The organism is Bradymonas sediminis (assembly GCF_003258315.1).
In the GTDB taxonomy this organism is placed as follows: Bacteria; Myxococcota_A; Bradymonadia; order Bradymonadales; family Bradymonadaceae; genus Bradymonas; species Bradymonas sediminis.
The window spans coordinates 3853221-3870284 of the sequence record NZ_CP030032.1; the positions used below are offsets into that span (position 1 = coordinate 3853221).

At 61.8% G+C, this 17064-nt stretch carries 12 protein-coding genes; 6 read left to right on the forward strand and 6 right to left on the reverse strand.

What is annotated here, in order from left to right; genetic code table 11:
* The first annotated feature begins 24 nt into the window (after positions 1-24).
* From DN745_RS14545 to DN745_RS14570, 6 genes are all read left to right on the forward strand, one after another.
* Positions 25-429, forward strand: a complete 405-nt coding sequence (locus DN745_RS14545; RefSeq protein ID WP_111337715.1) for a DUF1844 domain-containing protein — start codon at positions 25-27, stop codon at positions 427-429.
* A 23-nt stretch (positions 430-452) separates the two neighbouring features.
* Entirely contained in the window at positions 453-1676 is a 1224-nt protein-coding gene (locus DN745_RS14550; protein WP_162687691.1) for a trypsin-like peptidase domain-containing protein, read from the forward strand.
* 144 nt (positions 1677-1820) lie between these two features.
* Positions 1821-2486, forward strand: a complete 666-nt coding sequence (locus DN745_RS14555) for a hypothetical protein (RefSeq protein ID WP_133622016.1) — start codon at positions 1821-1823, stop codon at positions 2484-2486.
* The gene (locus tag DN745_RS14560; protein ID WP_111335964.1) at positions 2479-4071 is read left to right on the forward strand and encodes a matrixin family metalloprotease; all 1593 of its coding nucleotides are present in this window, start codon (positions 2479-2481) and stop codon (positions 4069-4071) included. Before DN745_RS14555 ends, DN745_RS14560 begins: the two co-directional genes overlap by 8 nt.
* A 290-nt stretch (positions 4072-4361) precedes the next feature.
* A complete protein-coding gene (locus DN745_RS14565; protein ID WP_111335966.1) occupies positions 4362-4955 on the forward strand; it encodes a hypothetical protein in 594 nt (197 codons plus the stop codon).
* Positions 4948-6768 carry a matrixin family metalloprotease gene (locus DN745_RS14570; RefSeq protein ID WP_111335967.1) on the forward strand — a complete coding sequence of 607 codons (1821 nt, stop codon included), beginning with the start codon at positions 4948-4950 and terminating at the stop codon, positions 6766-6768. Before DN745_RS14565 ends, DN745_RS14570 begins: the two co-directional genes overlap by 8 nt.
* Positions 6769-6841: 73 nt before the next feature.
* Here the strand turns inward: DN745_RS14570 and DN745_RS14575 are convergent, their stop codons facing one another.
* The 6 genes from DN745_RS14575 to DN745_RS14600 form a co-directional block, all read right to left on the reverse strand.
* Entirely contained in the window at positions 6842-9454 is a 2613-nt protein-coding gene (locus tag DN745_RS14575) for an ATP-dependent Clp protease ATP-binding subunit (protein WP_111337719.1), read from the reverse strand.
* A 76-nt stretch (positions 9455-9530) separates the two neighbouring features.
* Positions 9531-10781, reverse strand: coding sequence for a serine/threonine-protein kinase (locus tag DN745_RS14580; protein WP_111335969.1), 1251 nt, complete (start codon positions 10779-10781; stop codon positions 9531-9533).
* 232 nt (positions 10782-11013) lie between these two features.
* Positions 11014-11493, reverse strand: coding sequence for a DUF2267 domain-containing protein (locus DN745_RS14585; RefSeq protein ID WP_111335971.1), 480 nt, complete (start codon positions 11491-11493; stop codon positions 11014-11016).
* Between the two features lie 172 nt (positions 11494-11665).
* Entirely contained in the window at positions 11666-13462 is a 1797-nt protein-coding gene (locus DN745_RS14590; RefSeq protein ID WP_204355005.1) for an SLC13 family permease, read from the reverse strand.
* On the reverse strand, positions 13459-15849 hold the full coding sequence (locus DN745_RS14595) for an amylo-alpha-1,6-glucosidase (protein WP_111335972.1): 2391 nt from the start codon (positions 15847-15849) through the stop codon (positions 13459-13461). The genes DN745_RS14590 and DN745_RS14595 overlap by 4 nt, the downstream gene beginning before the upstream one ends.
* A gap of 99 nt (positions 15850-15948) precedes the next feature.
* Positions 15949-17061, reverse strand: a complete 1113-nt coding sequence (locus tag DN745_RS14600; RefSeq protein ID WP_204355006.1) for a glycosyltransferase family 4 protein — start codon at positions 17059-17061, stop codon at positions 15949-15951.
* Positions 17062-17064: the final 3 nt, after the last annotated feature.

Below are 17064 nucleotides of genomic sequence, written 5' to 3' on the forward strand. Positions count from 1 at the left end.
AACGATGCAATGGAGCTTGGCAAAATGAGTGACGACACGACCGACCAAAAATCAGCGAAGCACTCGGAATCAGCGAAGCAGCAATCGGCTGCGGATAACGCGGACGCGACCGTTCTTGGAGATAACGCGGGGGTGCATATCCCCTCTCAATCCAAAAAGGCCAACGACCCGCGGCATGTGCCCGCTGATTTTGGCAGCTTTGTGGTGAGCCTTGGCACCAATTGCATGATTCATCTCGGGCATATTCCACACCCCGAGACCCAGCAAAAGGCCAAGGATATGGCCTCGGCCAAGCACACCATCGACCTGCTTCAGATGCTGCGCGAGAAAACCGAGGGCAACCTGGTCGACGAAGAGATTAAGCTAATCAATAGCCTTATCTACGATCTCAAGACTGCCTATGTGCAGGAGAAGAAGGCTAAGAATTAATCGTTGTTATGTGGAGACAAAAGATGAGCAGCACGCAAGGTCGACCGAAGTTGGCGCGATGCTTCGCCGCACATCTGACGCCTAACGCACCTTTGGCGGCGCTGCTCTCTGGCGCACTCCTGGCAAGCGCCCTCTTCGTCGGCGGGTGCGACACCCCCGGCGCGGATTCAGCGTCCAGCGCTCCGGCCGAAGAGGCCACCGCGGCGCCCACCCCGGCACAACCAGCCCCAGCCCAAACAGCACAGAATCGCCCCCAGCCAGCGCTCCCCGCAGCGACGCGCCCGGCGAGCTTCGCCGATCTCGTCGCCGAAGTCCGCCCGGCGGTGGTCAATATTTACACCCGCCAGGAGATCCGCACGCCCGGGCGATTCAACCCATTCTCGGGCTCCCGCATCGTGCCACAACGGCGCGTCGCCGAGAGCCTGGGCTCCGGCTTCATCATCGACGCCGGCGGCCAGGTCCTCACCAATTATCATGTCATCAAAGACGCCACCGAGATCGGCGTGCGCCTCTTTGACAACCGGCTATTTAAGGCCGAAGTCATCGGCACCGACCCCAAGACCGACGTCGCGCTGCTCCAGATTATCGGGGCCAAAAGCGACCTGCCGACCATCAAATTAGGGGACGCCAAAGATCTTCGCGTCGGGGATTGGGTCGTGGCGATCGGCAACCCGCTCGGCCTCACGAGCACCGTCACCGCCGGCATCGCCAGCGCCATCGGCCGCCATAACCTGCCCCTGGGCGGCGCGATGAGCTACCAGGACTTCATCCAGACCGACGCCTCCATCAACCCCGGAAACTCCGGCGGCCCCCTGATCAACACCCAGGGCGAGGTCGTGGGGATCAACACCGCCGTGAGCGCCGAAGGCCAGGGCATCGGCTTCGCCACGCCGATCAATATGGCGGTCGAGATCTTGGAACAACTCCAGACAAACGGCCGCGTGGAGCGCAGTTGGCTGGGCATCTACGCCGACGACGTACCGCGGCGCGTGCGCGAGGAGTTGGGGCTGCCCGACGATATATCGGGCGCGCTTGTCACCAACGTGGTCGCCGGCGGCCCGGCCGAAAAGGTCGGCCTCAAGCGCGGCGATATCCTGCTGCGCATCAACTCACAGCCCATCAACGACGCCAAGCACCTCGCCTGGATGGCGAGCAACCTGGGCATTGGCAAGACGGTGGAGCTCGAGTTCTGGCATTACGACGCCATCAAACGCACCCAACTCACCCTCGGTGCGCTGCCGAATTAGGCAGCCCCAGCCAGCCCACAATTTAATTGTCGCATAGCAACTTTAAGTCGCAACTATGGGCATTTCGTGCTACCGACGTCTCGTGAAAAGACGCACCCATCTACTCTAAAATCTTGTATGTATTTCCCTCTAGGAGTATTGGCTATGCCTCAGCCTCATCCTTTCGGTCCTCGCATGTTGGCTCTGCGCTTCAAGCGCTCACTGCTCGCCCTGTCGATGCTTTCGCTGGTCTTCTCCATCAGCCTCATCGCCTCGACCGCGTCAGCGACCGTGATGAAGTACGTCGGCCTTGAAGAGCTTATCGAGATCTCGGACATCATCGTCGAGGGCTCGGTCGCTGAGCAGAAGGTCTATTTTGACGAAGCCCAGGGGCGCGTCGTCACCGACACGACCTTCAAAGTTAAGCGAAACTTCATGGGCAAGGCCGACGATACGGTCACCATCCAGCAATGGAAAGGCACCCATAAGGGCATCACCAGCCAGATCCCGGGGGACCCCAAATTCGAAAAGGGCGAGTCGGTCATCGTCTTCTTGCACCGCGGCGCCGACGGCGTCGTGGCGCTGTCAGCGATGGCACAGTCGAAATTTTCGCTCTTCCCCTCCGCTCAGGGAAAACTGGTCTCGCGAAACTTCAGCGACCTGTCGATTTTGCTCGACGATGCCGCGCTTAAAAAACTCGCTGCCCCCTCGGCGATGGCACCGTCGGCTGGCCAACTCGTAAAACTCCCGAAAGAAACCCGCTCCTACGAGTCCTTCGTCGCCGAGTTGGAGTCTTTGATCGCCGGCATTAAGGGAGGCTCCAATGATTAAGAACTCACCCATGAATTATCTTCGCCACATCCTGGCCCTGTGCACCGTGCTCGCCTGCCTGATGGTCGCCCCCAGCGCATTTGCCTATCAATTTATGGCCAGCGACCGCTGCCCCAACGGCGCTACCTGGTCATCAAACCGCCAGCCGCTTAATTATTATATCAACCAAAACGGCGTGAGCACGGTTCCGATGACCAGCTTGTCGCGGATCATCCAAGACTCCTTCAACGCCTGGAGCGAGCCTTGCTGCTCGGGATTCTCGGCCAACTACCGCGGCACAACCCACCTGGGCTCGCCCAATAGCAACCGCGAGATGGTGCTCACTTTCGAGGAGAATAATTGGCCCGCCCAGATGGGCAACGTCAACGTGACCGTCGCGGTCACGCTTTTCCAGGCGAGCAACGACTGCTCCATCTATGCGGCGCCGATCCTTTATAACGCCGTTAAGTTCGACTTTTGCACCAGCGGCAACAATTGCACCGACCTTCAGAGCATCACGACCCACGAAATCGGGCATAGCTTAGGCCTGAACCACAGCAACCACGCCGACGCCACGATGTATTACGCCTATACAGGCGGCACGAGCGCGCGCACGCTCTCCCCAGACGACATCGCGGGGGTCTGCACACTGTACCCTGACAATAGCTGCAACTGCGCCACGGATCGCGATTGCGACAGCGGCGAGGTTTGTAATAACGGGCAATGCGAAAAAATGCGCTGCACAAGCGACCTGATGTGCCCATACGGACAGGCATGTAACGTCGCCAGCGGCGACTGCGTGCAGCCCACTTGTGCCGCAGACTACCAATGCGTCGACGGGTTCAACTGCGAAAACAATCGCTGCGTTTCGTCGTGCCCGACCTGCCGCGAGTGCAGAACACACGCCGAATGCGGCAGCAACGCATGGTGCGCGATGCTCACGGCAGGCTCCAATGTCGGCAGCTGCATGAATTTTTGCGCTCAGGACGGCAGTTGCCCCGGCGACTCCAGATGCTTCCGCACCCCCTTCGCGTTGAGCAGCAGCGGCGCGTGCAACCCGGGCTCATGCCAGCCTGGTGAGGAATGCGTCCCCGACACCGACAATGGCTATACCTGTGTGACCAAGTGCAACACGAACGCAGACTGTGGGACCAACCAACTATGCATGGATATGGGCATGAAAGTCTGCATCGAAACCAGCCTGCTCTGCCTGAACCCCGACGCCGCCGAAACCGGCGCGATTTGCCCCGACCAATATACCTGCATGCCGGGGAGTGGCGGCGGCACGGCGAACTCGCCGGAGCCCGTCCCGGCGATCATCCCCGGGTCGGCGCCCCCTCCGCCCGGGACGATTCCCGACGCCGGCCCCACCCCCGATATTGGCGAAGAGAATAATTTCGGCGGTGATACCGGAGTCACGCCTGATATTGGGGGCGAGCGCGACGCTGACGATGCGCTCAATGACCCGAATCAAATCGACGCCGAATTCCATGAACTTCACGGAGGATGCGGCTGCTCCAGCACCCCACTCCAAGATGAAGTCCCCGGCAGCTTGATGCTCCTGGGCGCGTTTGGTCTCGGCATCCTGTGGAAGCGCAAGCGCTAACGTAGGTTCCCGCGTGAGTATACAAAGGCTGCCGGCATTTGCCGGCGGCCTTTTTCTTTTCGCCAGCAACCTCCCCCAGGCCCGCTCGACCCCACAAAACCAGCGTGTCCTCCCATCTTATTTACAAGCCCCACCCCGAATGGCACTATACCGCCGGGACATCACCCCCCTCCATTCTAATTATCTTTATTCTCCTACGGCTCTGGGCAGCAATAATCATGTCATACCAGCAACCCTCTACGCTTCACTCTCCGTCTTGTCGGCCCACGCGATCCCTGGTCGCGCTGGCGATGCTCGCGCTTGTCTTCGCCATCAGCCTCGTGGCATCGACCGCGTCGGCGACCGTCATGAAATACGCAGACCTTGAAGGGCTGATCGAGATCTCAGACATCATCGTCGAAGGCTCGGTCGCCGAGCAGAAGGTCTATTTCGACGAGGCCCAGGGCCGCGTCGTCACCGACACGACTTTTAAGATTGAGCGTAAATTCCTGGGCGAGGTCGACTCAAAAGTCACCATTCAGCAATGGCAGGGCACCCACAAAGGGATCACCACCCAGATCCCGGGCGACCCCAACTTCGACAAAGGCGAGTCGGTCATCGTCTTCTTGCACCGCGGCCCCGACGGCGTCGTCGCGCTGTCGGCCATGGCCCAGTCGAAGTTCTCGATCTTCCCGACCGCCCAGGGAAAACTGGTCTCTCGTAACTTCAGCGACCTGTCGATTTTGCTCGATGACGCCGCGCTCAAAAAACTCGTAGCGCCCGCCAAAAACGAACCGTCAGCGGGCCAGATCGTAAAACTCCCGAAGGAGACCCGCTCCTACGAATCATTCGTCGCGGAGCTGGAATCCCTGATCGCTGGTATCAAGGGAGGAACCAATGACTAAGAAGTCCACGCCCATGAATTATCTTCGCCACACCCTCGCCCTTTGCACCGTGCTCGCCGGCCTGATGGTCGCCCCCAGCGCGTTTAGCTACCAATTTATCAGCGCCGACCGCTGCCCCAACGGCGTCACCTGGAGCTCAAGCCGCCAGCCGCTCGATTATTATATCAATCGCAACGGCTCGAGCACCGTGCCGATGAACACGGTGACGCGGATCTTCGAGGACTCCTTCGACGCCTGGAGCGAGCCCTGCTGCTCGAGCTTCACCACCAATTACCGCGGAACGACGTCTCTGACGGCGCTCAATAGCGACGATGAAGTTGTCCTGTCCTTCCAGGAGAATAACTGGCCAACCCAGATGGGCAACGTCAACCAGACCATCGCGGTCACCCTCTTTCAGGGCTACTCGAATTGCACCATCTATTCGGCGCCGATTCTATTTAACGCGGTCGGTTTCGACTTCTGCTCCAGCGGCAGCGGCTGCACCGACCTGCAGAGCATCGCGACCCACGAGATCGGCCATAACTTAGGCCTGGACCACAGCAACCACTCCGACGCCACGATGTTTTACGCCTATAGCGGCGGCACCAGCGCGCGCACGCTCTCCGACGACGACGTCGCCGGGGTCTGCGCGCTGTATCCCGACACCTGCGCGTGCACTCGCGATAGCCAATGCAGCACCGGCCAGGTCTGCAATAACGGGCAATGCGAAAAAGCGCCCTGCACAAGTGACGCGATGTGCCCGGGCGGAAAGACCTGCGAGCGCTCCAGCGGCGAGTGCGTGGTGCCCACCTGTAGCACCGACAACGACTGCGCCAGCGGCTATATATGCGACGCCACCAACCACTGCGTCACCGAGTGTGAGATCTGCCGCGAGTGCACCTCTCAGGCCGACTGCGGCGGCGGCGGCGCGTATTGCGCGGCGGTCGACGAAGGCTCCGATGTCGGCAAATGCCTGGCGAGTTGTGGCCCCGACGGTAGCTGCCCCGGCGACTCCGAATGCTTCCTGGTGCCCAACTCCCCCGCCAGCAGCGGCTCCTGCGGCTCGGGCGTTTGTGAGTCCGGCGAAGAATGCGTCGGCGACGGCAACAACGGAACCATCTGCGTGACCATGTGTAGCTCGGACGGGGACTGCGGCAGCGACCAGCGCTGCATGGACCTGGGCATCAACGTCTGTGTCGACACCTACCAGCTCTGCCTGAACCCGGACGCCGGCACCACCGGCACCATCTGCCCCGACGGCTATGAGTGCCACAGCGACTCCGGCGGCGGCTCCAACCCCGGCGCAGCCTGCAACGGATTGGGCAATTATTGCTCGACCAGCTCTGACAATTGCACCACCGACAACGATGTCTGCGTCGGCACCTCGGCCACCGAGGGCTATTGCTCCTGCGTGTGCGAGCGCGACTCCGATTGCGGCGACGGGGCGACCTGCGAGACGCTTCAGAGCGGCACAAAGGCCTGCATTATCAACGACGAGGAGCCCACCGACCCATGTGACGGCGTAACCTGCCCCTCGGAACAGACCTGCAGCGGCGGAGTCTGCGTGGGCGGCGGAACCAACCCAAATGATCCCGACGCGGGCACCTCCCCCGACGTCGGCGTTGATGTGGGAATTACCCCCGATATCGGCGGCGACAGCGACGCTGGCGATGAAGTCATCGACCAGAAGCAAGAGGAGGAACAGAATTATGCCAGCGACGACTCTGACTCCGGATGCGGCTGCTCGAGCACCCCGCTCCAGGATGACGTCCCCGGCAGCTTGATGCTGCTGGGCGCGTTTGGCCTCGGCATCCTGTGGAGGCGAAAGCGCTAAAGTAGCCTTAGCCAAACAATAAAAAAGCCGCCGGCATTCGCCGGCGGCTTTTCTATTTGAAGCGAGACTTCGCTCAGGCCTTCTCAACCCGATTAAACGTCAGCCCCTTTCCATCTTCGGCGACGTCCACCTTGATCTCGTCGCCCTCGCCGAAGCGCCCCTCCAGAATCTCGGTCGACAGCGGGTCGTGGATGAATTTGCCGAAGGCGCGCTTGAGCGGGCGCGCGCCGTACTCCGGCTCGTAGCCCTCTTCGGCCAAAAAGTCGCGGGCGGCATCGCTCAGGCCGATCAAGATCTTTTGCTGGCCCAACAACTTTCGCAGCCCGCGCTCCTGGATGTCGACGATGAGGCGAATCGACTCGCAGCTCAACGCCTGGAAGGTGATCGGGGCGTCGAGGCGGTTCAAGAACTCCGGCTTGAAATGATCCTTGAGAATCTCGCCGACGGCGTCGTTGAGCTCCTCCTGCTCGACCTTTCCGGTCAGGTCCATGATCTCGCGGCTGCCGACGTTCGAGGTCAAGATGATCAGCGTATTTGAGAAGTCGACCATGCGGCCCTGACTGTCGCTCAGGCGCCCCTCGTCCATGACCTGCAAGAGGATATTAAAGACGTCGGGGTGCGCTTTCTCAGCCTCGTCAAAGAGCACCACCGAATAGGGCTTCAGGCGCACGGCCTCGGTCAAAATACCGCCCGACTGGCTGCCCACATACCCGCGCGCCGAGCCGATGAGCGTGTTGACCTTCGACTGCTCCATATATTCGCTCATATCGATGCGAACCAGCGAGTCCTCGCTGTCGAAGAGGAACTCGCTGAGCGCCTTGGCCAGCTCGGTTTTCCCCACGCCGGTGGGGCCGACGAACATGAAGTTACCGATCGGGCGCCCCGCCGGTTTAAGCCCCGCGCGTGAGCGCCAGATAGCCTTGCAGATCGCCTCGATCGCGTGGTCCTGCCCGACGACCCGCTGACGCAGGCGATTGGGCATATTGAGCAACTTCTCACGCTCCGACTCCAACATGCGCGAGGTCGGAATGCCGGTCCAGCTCGCGATGACCGCGGCGATGTCGGTCTCATCGACATAGTCTTTGAGCAGACGCTCATCTGCGTGGATCTCGTCGAGCTTCGCCTCGGCCTGGGCGATCTCCTTCTGGATGCGCGGGAGCACGCTATACTTAAGCTCGGCCGCGCGCCCCAACTCGCCCGCCCGCTGGGCCTCGAGGATCTCTTTCTCGCTCGTCTCAAGCGCCTCTTTATGCTCGGTCAACTCGTCGAGCGCGCCCTTCTCAAGCTCCCACCGCACGCGCAGGCGCGCGGCTTCTTCTTCCTGACTCTCAATCTCATTCTCCAGCCCATCGCGCGCCTCCACCGTCTCGGCGTCGGTCGCCTCGGCCAGCGACTCCCGCTCGACCTGAAGCTGCAAGATGCTGCGCTCGATGGCGTCGAGCTTCGCCGGCTTCGAGTCGATCTCGAGGCGCAAGCGGCTGCACGCCTCATCGATGGCGTCGATGGCCTTGTCCGGCAGCGCCCGGTCGCTCACGTAGCGGTCGGTGCCCTCGGCCGCCGCGATGAGCGCCTGGTCGCGGATCTGCACGCCGTGATGAATCTCGTATTGCTGCTTGATGCCGCGCAAAATCGACACGCACTCACCGATATCGACCTCGTCGACCAAGATCGACTGGAAGCGCCGCTCAAGCGCGGCGTCTTCCTCGATATACTCGCGATACTCGTCGATGGTCGTGGTGCCCATGATGCTGATCTCACCGCGGGCCATCGCCGGCTTGAGCAGGTTCACCGCGCCGCCACTGCCCTCGCCCCCTGCACCCACGATCTGCTGGAGCTCGTCGATAAATAGAATAATATCGCCCTTGCTCTGCACGACCTCGTTGATGACCGCCTTCATGCGCTCCTCAAATTGACCGCGAAGGCTCGTCCCGGCGACCAGCGCCCCGACGTCCAGGCTCATGATGCGCTTGCCCTGCAGGCCCGCGGGCACATCGCCGGCGACCACGCGCTGGGCCAACCCCTCGACGATGGCGGTCTTACCGACGCCGGGCTCACCGATGAGCACCGGGTTATTCTTGGTGCGCCGACACAAGACCTGCATCAACCGACGCATCTCCCCGGAGCGCCCGATGACCGGGTCTAGCTCCCCGCGGCGCGCCCGCTCGGTGAGGTCCTCGGCGAATTTACCAAGGATCTCAGACACTTCGCCCTCGGCCTGCGCGACCTTTTTACCGCTGCGCCCCTCGGCCAGGGCGTCGCGCAACTTGTCGGCGCTCGCCCCGGTCGCGCGCAATTCGCGCCCGGTGTAGCTCTTGCGCTCGCGCGCAAATGCCAGCAGCAAATGCTCGGTGCTCACAAATTTATCGTCGAGCTTCTTGGCCTCTTCGGCCGCCACGTCGAGGGCCGAGAGCAGTTGCTTGTCGACAAAAACCTGGGCCTGACCGCGCTTATAATTGCGCGGCATCGTCTCTAACTCCGCAATGAGCCCGCGCCCCAGCGCGTTGGTATCGGCCCCCAGCTTCTTGAGCACCGTCTCCACCACGCTGTCGGACTGCTCGAGCATCGCCAGCATCGTGTGCTCGATGCCGACGTGACGGTGCTCAAGGTCGGTGGCCAGCTCCTGCGCCCGCGCCATCGCCTTGCGGGCCTTGCGCGTGAATTGGGACAAATCAAATTTGGTCGGCATAATATTCACTCATTTTATCAAAAGAATTTGGCGCTCAATTCATCAACTCATCAACCAATCATCGCATCAAAATATTTTATATCGCGCCCAAAACAATCAACACGACGACCGAAACCACCCCGAGACCCGCCGCCGCCAGGCTCCACGACAGCGGCATTCTATCGGCAAAAAACGACGCGCTGTCCGGGTCCTGTGCGGACTCCGACGCCCTCTCCGCCACTCTGTTATTCGCATCAGGTTCGATACTAATTAACGGACCTGCCGATAATTTGCTATGCAGAGCGCGATTATTCTTGGGGTCTTCGACGCCCGAGAACGGAGCCGGCAGCAGAAGCATGCCGAAGCCCTTGGTCTGCATGGTGGGCAGGTTCTCGCGGGTGGCGTATTTCGCCAGGCGCTCCATGCGGGCGATGCGGTTCTTGCCGTGCGGCTGGATCAGGCGCGCGACCAAGAGCGAGAGCCCGGGCGGATCCAGGTTGCTCAGGCGCTCATAGGCCAGTTGACCCAGCGGGTTTTCGACCACGGTGCGCGGCTCCTCGCCGGTCAGGATAAAGCTGAGCAAGGCGCCGAGCGCGTAGCTGTCGGCGCCGGTGCGAAGCATCGTGCCGGAGCGATCGCCGCGGACCTCGGGGGCGACATAGGGCGACTCATTATAGTGGAATTTCGCCTGGTTCGGGCGCTCGGCGATGAGGGTCGCGTTGCCAAACCCCACCACCCGGGTCAGCGTCATCTTCGGGCTGCTCGCCTCGCCATCGACCGAATCGGCCGCGGCTTCGTCGGCCTCGCCCACGATAAAGTGGCGCGGGTCGAGGTCGCGAAACACATAGCCTGCGGTGTGGACGCTCTGCAAAAACGCGACCAATTCGCCCATCAAGTCGAGCGCCTGTTCGCTGGGTAATCCCTCGGGATGCTCGCGGCGAATCCACTCGAAAATGGTCAGGCCGTCCTGCCAATCACAGACCAACACCGGCTCGACCTGGGGTTCGTCGGCCATCGACTCGGCGTCCTCGATCTCGGGCAGGTCTTCCGGGGCGATCCCGACGTTTAGCAGCGCAATCGGCGTGGGCAAAAGCGGGCTGTTCATCTTCTCTAAAAACGCCCACTCCTCGCGCACCGCCTCGCGGCGAATCCGCACATAGTCGGCGTCGGTGCTATAGCCGGTGTCATAGAGCACCGCGCGCGCGCAAAGCGTCTGCTCACTGGCGGTGTCGGCCTGGGTGTCCTCGACCCCAACGATCTGGTAGCTGCGCCCATTGGCCAATAACCCGAGCACGCGAAAGCGCGCGCTGCCGCCCTCGGCATCGACTAGGAAATTCTGTTCTGACATCTTCAGTACTCGCTATAATTTATTCCGACTTAAGCGGGTGAATTTTGAAATTCATTGCGCGAAAGCGATGCTAGCGCATTGCCCGGCGCACGTCGACACGTGCGTATCAGCGCGAGCGCGCAGGTTCAACCACGCGAACCCGGCGCATATTTCGCGCCCGCCGAGTTCCCGGGCCATGCGCTAGCGTGTGCCAGTCAGAACACCTGAATTTGACCGTGCCTCACCCGCTTTGTCAGATGCGCGCGTGCGGTGGCTCATCGCTTCCGAAATGGTCGACGGGAACCTCCACGGGCCACAGATATTGGAAGGAATGCGGCAGCATGCCTCGCACCTGACGTATCTCACCGCCGCTCACCCGTCGGGAGAGCACCGCGAAGACGCGCGTGGCGATCAACTCCGGGTTGATACTCTGCCCGGGGGCAAAGCCCGCCCGAATTCCATCCAAGAAGTCATCCACATCTCTGCCTTTGACCGGCATCTGGGAGGGGCGAAAGCCCTCGTAAAAGACGCCCCGAAGTAACCCGGGGAGTTGGGCGGCGAAATCCGCCGCCTCATCGACGCTTAACCGGTCGCGCAACGCGTGCAGAGTCGCGACCAGGGCGTGATAAGTCTTTAGCGGATCCTGCCAGCCGAACTCATCATCGGTGTCGTGGATCCACTCCATGGCGACGTTGACCTGGCGATCTAATGGTCGAATACCTGTAACGCTCATAACCGCTCCCTTGCCCCGAATTTTTTATGAACTTCTCGCTGGGTTTGACGGCCCAGGGACCTCGGCCGCGTAGTGTATACCTAAGCACTCAAACAGCCGGCTCAAGCACCCGCGCCCGACCGACGCCCTGCGCTGCGCATCGGCGCCGGATCTTTGAGAAAACCACCGCCTTTTAGATGCCCCAGATATAATCGATCCCCATCACGGTCACGACCGAGAGGAGCAATTGCAGCGGCGCGCCGATGCGAATGAAGTCGCGCACACAATACCCGCCGGGACCGTATACGAACAGATTGGTCTGATAGCCCACCGGCCCCAGAAACGCGGTGCTCGCCGCAAACATCACCGCCAGCACAAACGCAAATTCATTCGCCCCGATCTGCGTGGCGGTCGCCGCCGCCACCGGGATCATCAACAGCACCGCCGCGTTATTACTGATAAATTCGGTGATCAAACCCGTCGAGATATAGAAGAGCCACAGGACCACGATCGCCGGCAGATACTCACCGCTTCCGGCCAACGCGCTCCCCAAAAATTGCGCCGTGCCGGTTTGCTCCAACGCAATCCCCAGCGGGATGATGCCGGCCAGCATAAAGATCACCCGCCAATCGACGTCCTTATACATCTCCGAGGAGCGCACCACGCCGGTCAAGAGCATCGCCACCACCCCGGCCAGCGCGCTCACCATAATCGGCAGAACGTCAAAGGCCGCCAGGCCCACCACGGCGAGCAGAATGGCGATGGCGACCGGGATCTTCTCGGGCCGATAGCCCTTTCGTTCACTGGCATTCATCAGAATGACATCCGGACTCGCCGCCATCCTCTCCTGCCCCTTTCGGGTCGTCTGCAGCAGCACCGTATCGCCGCTTCGCAGCACCTGGTCGGCGAAGTCCTCGCGCCGCACCACGCTGCGGCTGCGATGCGCCAGCACATAGGCGTCGAAGCGCTCCGGGAAGTTGGTCGCCCGGATCGTGCGCCCCTCGAGCGCCGAGCCGGCGACCACGACGATCTGGGCGAGGCTATTAAAATCCCCCGAGATCATAATCTGGTCGGGGGTAAACTTTCGCGGCGGCAGCAGCTCAACCCCGCCGCCGTCTTCGAGCATCTTCAGGTATTTCTCGGTCGCGTGGACCAATAAAATATCTCCCTCCTGCAGCACCTGGTCACGGTCCGGGTGCTCGAACACCGCCTCGCCGCGGACGATGGCGAGCAGGGCAAGCTTGAGGTCCGAATTATCTAACCAATCGCGCAGCGACATCCCGAGCATCGGCGCATCCGCCCATAATTTTAGCTCACGCAAAAAACTGGCGACCTCAAAGTTCTCGAGCGTGCTGCCCCGCGGTTTTACATGCTCGGGCAATAAGATCGGCGCCGCAAAATACAGATAAACCGCGCCGACCCCCATCACGATCGCCCCCAGGCCGGTGATCTCAAACATCCCAATCTTATGGTCGAGCAAGCGCACCGAGATATCGGCGGCCAGGATATTGGTCGAGGTACCGATGAGCGTGAGCATGCCGCCGAGCATCGAGATATAGGAGAGCGGCAGCAGCAGCTTAGAGGGCGAAACCCGCCCCTTATGCGCCATCTCGGTGACCAGGGGCAGCAAAAGCGCGACGACCGGCGTATTATTCATAATACCCGACATCGGCCCCGCCATCGCGAAGGTCGCCAAAAGTTGCTTCTTCTCACTGCTGCCGACCATCTTGCTCAAATGACGCGCGATCCCCTGAATCATGCCGGTTCGGCGCACCCCGTCGCTTAAGATGAGCATCGACAACACGGTGAGCGTGGCTGGGTTTGAGAACCCCGAGACCGCATCCGCCGGCGTCACTTGCGTCCATTTACCCAGCAGCACCAATAAGACGAGCACCAACATCGCGGTGACGTCCAGCGGAATCGGCTCCAGGATAAAGAGCAACACCGCCAACGCCGTGATCCCCAGCACAATGATCATCCCCAGGGTCATTTGACCACCATGACTTCTACCTTGCCGCGACGCTTTAGAATCTGCACGCCGACGTCGTTTCGATAGCGCTTGAGTTCGATGTCGACCATGGCGTCGCCCACCTGGACGCGGCGGATGCGCAGCGTGTCCAAAAAGTCGGGCAGACGCGGGTTATGAAATTTGACCAGCCCCTGGCGCCCGTCGACGTAGAGCCCAAGCGCCGCGTCGAGCAGCAGGAAGACGCCGCCGGCCGCCCAGGCCTGCGGCGCACACGCCACCGGGTAGAGCGTCGGGCCCTCGCTGGGGCGGCGCTCAAACCCGCAGAAGAGCTCGGGCATTCGGTTCAGCTCAAAATAGCGCGACGCGTGGTACAGCCCGGCCATAATCCGCAGCGCCTCGTCCTTAAGACCGTAGCGCGCCAGGCCCATCGCGATCATCGTATTATCGTGCGGCCAGACCGACCCGTTATGATAGGAGATCGGATTATAGCGCACCTGCCCCAGCGGCATCGTGCGCACCCCCCAACCGTTGAAGAAGTCGTCCTCCAGGAGTTGTTTGCCGACCTGTTGGGCGCGCTCCAGCGTGGCGATGCCGCTAAAGAGGCAATGCCCGGCGTTCGAGGAGCGCACCCGACACGCGCGCTTCGCGCCGTCGAGCGCCAGCACATAGGTGCCGAGCGCTTCGTCCCAAAAGTCTCGCTGAAATCGCTCCTTTAGCTCCATCGCCTGGCGGCGCTGCGCGCGCGCGTACTCCTCCTCGCCCAGCGCCTCGGCTATCTGCGCGGCGGCGCGCCGCGCGGCGAACACATAGCCCTGGACCTCGCACAGCGCGATCGGCGCGTCCGCCAGCGTCCCATCGGCGTGGTAGACCGAATCATCGGAATCCTTCCACCCCTGCTGGCGCAAACCCTGCGCGGTGCGCCGGCCGTATTCGACATAGCCGTCGCCGTCGCGGTCCCCGTAGACGTCGATCCACTCGATGGCTTTGACGATCATCGGCCAGATCGATTTGATAAACTCCAGGTCCCCGCTTCGGCGCAGATACGCCCCGGCCAACGCGACGAAGAGCGGCGTCGAGTCGATGCTGCCGTAATAATAGCTAAACGGAACCTCGCCCGTGTTGGCCATCTCGTCGTGGCGAATCTCGTGGAGGATCTTGCCGGGCTCGGCGTCGCGCTCGTCGCTAAATTCAGCGGCCTGATGCGCGGCCAGATAGCCCAGCACACCCCGCGAAATCTCCGGGCGAATATTCAATACCTGGTACGCACAGATCAGCCCATCCCTGCCAAAAACCGTGTTAAACCAGGGGGTTCCGGCGTAGGGGTAGAGGCCGTGTTCCGTCTCCGTCGCCAACATCTGCAGGTCGGCGTCGGCGCGCCCGAGCATCAAATTATAGAAGACATTGGAGGAGTCGAACCGACAGCGCGCCGTGTGCGCGGCCCGCATGCGCTCGCTCATCTGGGCGTAGGCCTGGCGGTAGCCTGCCGCGCGCCCAAAGCCCAGGCGCGCCAACGCCTGCGGGTCCCCCGAGTCCAGGCCGTTCTCCGAGGCCTCCGCAGGGGCATCGTGGGCCAACTCCTTGATCGCGCACTCCACCGAATACGTCAGCTCACGCCGCTGGCCCGGCCCAATCTCGAACTCAAAACGCGCCTCATTCGCGCTCAAGCTGTCGGGGCGCTGCACGAAGGCGACGCGGGTCTCCCGCTGCACATGGTCCAGGCCGATATACCCAAAGCGCACGCTCACGTCCGTGACCGTGGTCTCCAAAAACTCCCCGCACTCATCGCGCGGCGTGCCCCGAACCTCGAACATATCGATAAAGTCGGCCTCAAAGCGCACCACGATCGGCACCGTCAGCGTGGCCTCGCCGTAGTTATGCATCCGAATTTTCTCGTGCGCGGTGTCTTCGGTCACAAATTTGCTGCGATGGATATGCAGGGTATCCGACAAGATGCGCGTCAGGCGCACCGGCTCCCCCTGGTCCTCATCGCCCTCGTCCGACCGCGCTGCCCCCTGGTCTCCAGGCGCGTCGCCCTGCTCCACCACCACCGACGCCCCGCCGGTCTGCGTCCCGGCGACCAACTTCTCCCGCCGAGATTTAGAGGTGCGCTCAAGCTTCTTCTGCGTCTCGGTTTCGATCAACTCCGGGTTGGTCAGGTCGACGGTGAGCAGCGAGTTATCCTCGACAATGGTCGAGCTTAGGAGCACCGGCTTTTGCTCCCACAGGCGAAACTCAAGCATCGATAGATGGCGCATATCGTTCATATAGAGGCCGTGGGAGCCCCCGCCTTCCGACGAGATATCCCCGTCTTCATCGTAGACGACGAAGAGGTTGGCCTGCTTGAGCACCCGCGTGCGCCCGGCGTTGATCATGCTCGTGGTCAGGATATGGAAGTCAGTATCAGTCATCGTCCGGGCCTATTTTTTACGGGTTCGATTGTTCCCTGGGCGTCATCGAGACGCCTGGATTTCCCAAGCCCCCGACATGGCTTCGGCCTTCGTCCCCCTTCAAGTCGGGCGGCGACGTACCGTGTCGTCGCCGGCGATGCCCATGTCCCAGATATCACTCAGACCGGCACGATAGTGGTTGAGCATCTGGTCTCGGTAGGCGAGCACATAGTCACGCGCCATGCGCGCGGCGGAGAAGCGGCGCTCGAAGGTCTGGCGCACGATCCCGCGGTCCAGGTTATCGAGCGCCCCGACCGCCTCGACCGCCTGGGTGAGGTTGTCGCACACGAAGCCGGTGACCCCATGGTCGACCACCTCGGGGATCGAGCCGCAGCGCCGCGCGATCACCGGCGTGCCGCAGGCCATCGCCTCGATCATCGCCAGGCCGAAGGGCTCAGGCCAGTCGACCATAAACAGAAACGCGCGCGCGCCTTTGAGAAGAGCGGTCTTTTCGGCCTCCCCTACTTCCCCAATAAAATCAACGAGTTCATGACCCAAAAGCGGCTCAATCACCGCCTCAAAATACGCGCGCTCGCTCGGGTCGACCTTCGCCGCGATCTTAATCGGCACCCCGGCCCGAACCGCCACCTCGATCGCGTCATCGACGCGCTTCTCGGGCGACATGCGCCCCACAAACGCCAGATAATCCCCGCCCTCGCCGGCCGAATAGAGCCCGCGCGGCAGCCCGTGATAGATGGTGTCGACCCAGGGCGCCGCCGGCAGCGGGCGCCGCTGGGCGTAGGAAATCGACACCAACGCCATATCCCGAAACTCGTCATAGAGCGGCCGGTACTCCGGCAAATCCATGCGCCCATGCATCGTACTGAGCATGGGCTTGCCGAGCCGACGCATCATCGAATAGGGCAAATAGTCGACATGCGAGTGAATGATATCGAAGTCATCGACGCGCTGATAGAGCTTCTCGAGCATCAGCATATACCAGCCCATCGGCACCCCGGCGGTGCCCGCTTCGCCCCGAAGCGCCTGCGGGGCGCCGACGACTAACTCCGCCTGGGTATGCGAATCCGCGCTCGCAAAGAGCGTGACCTGGTGTTGCTGGGCGACCAATTCCTCGCACAAATACGACACCACCCGCTCCGTGCCCCCGTACCCCCGGGGCGGCACGCTCTCGGCCAGTGGCGCGATCAACGCGATGCGCAATTGGGATGCCATAAG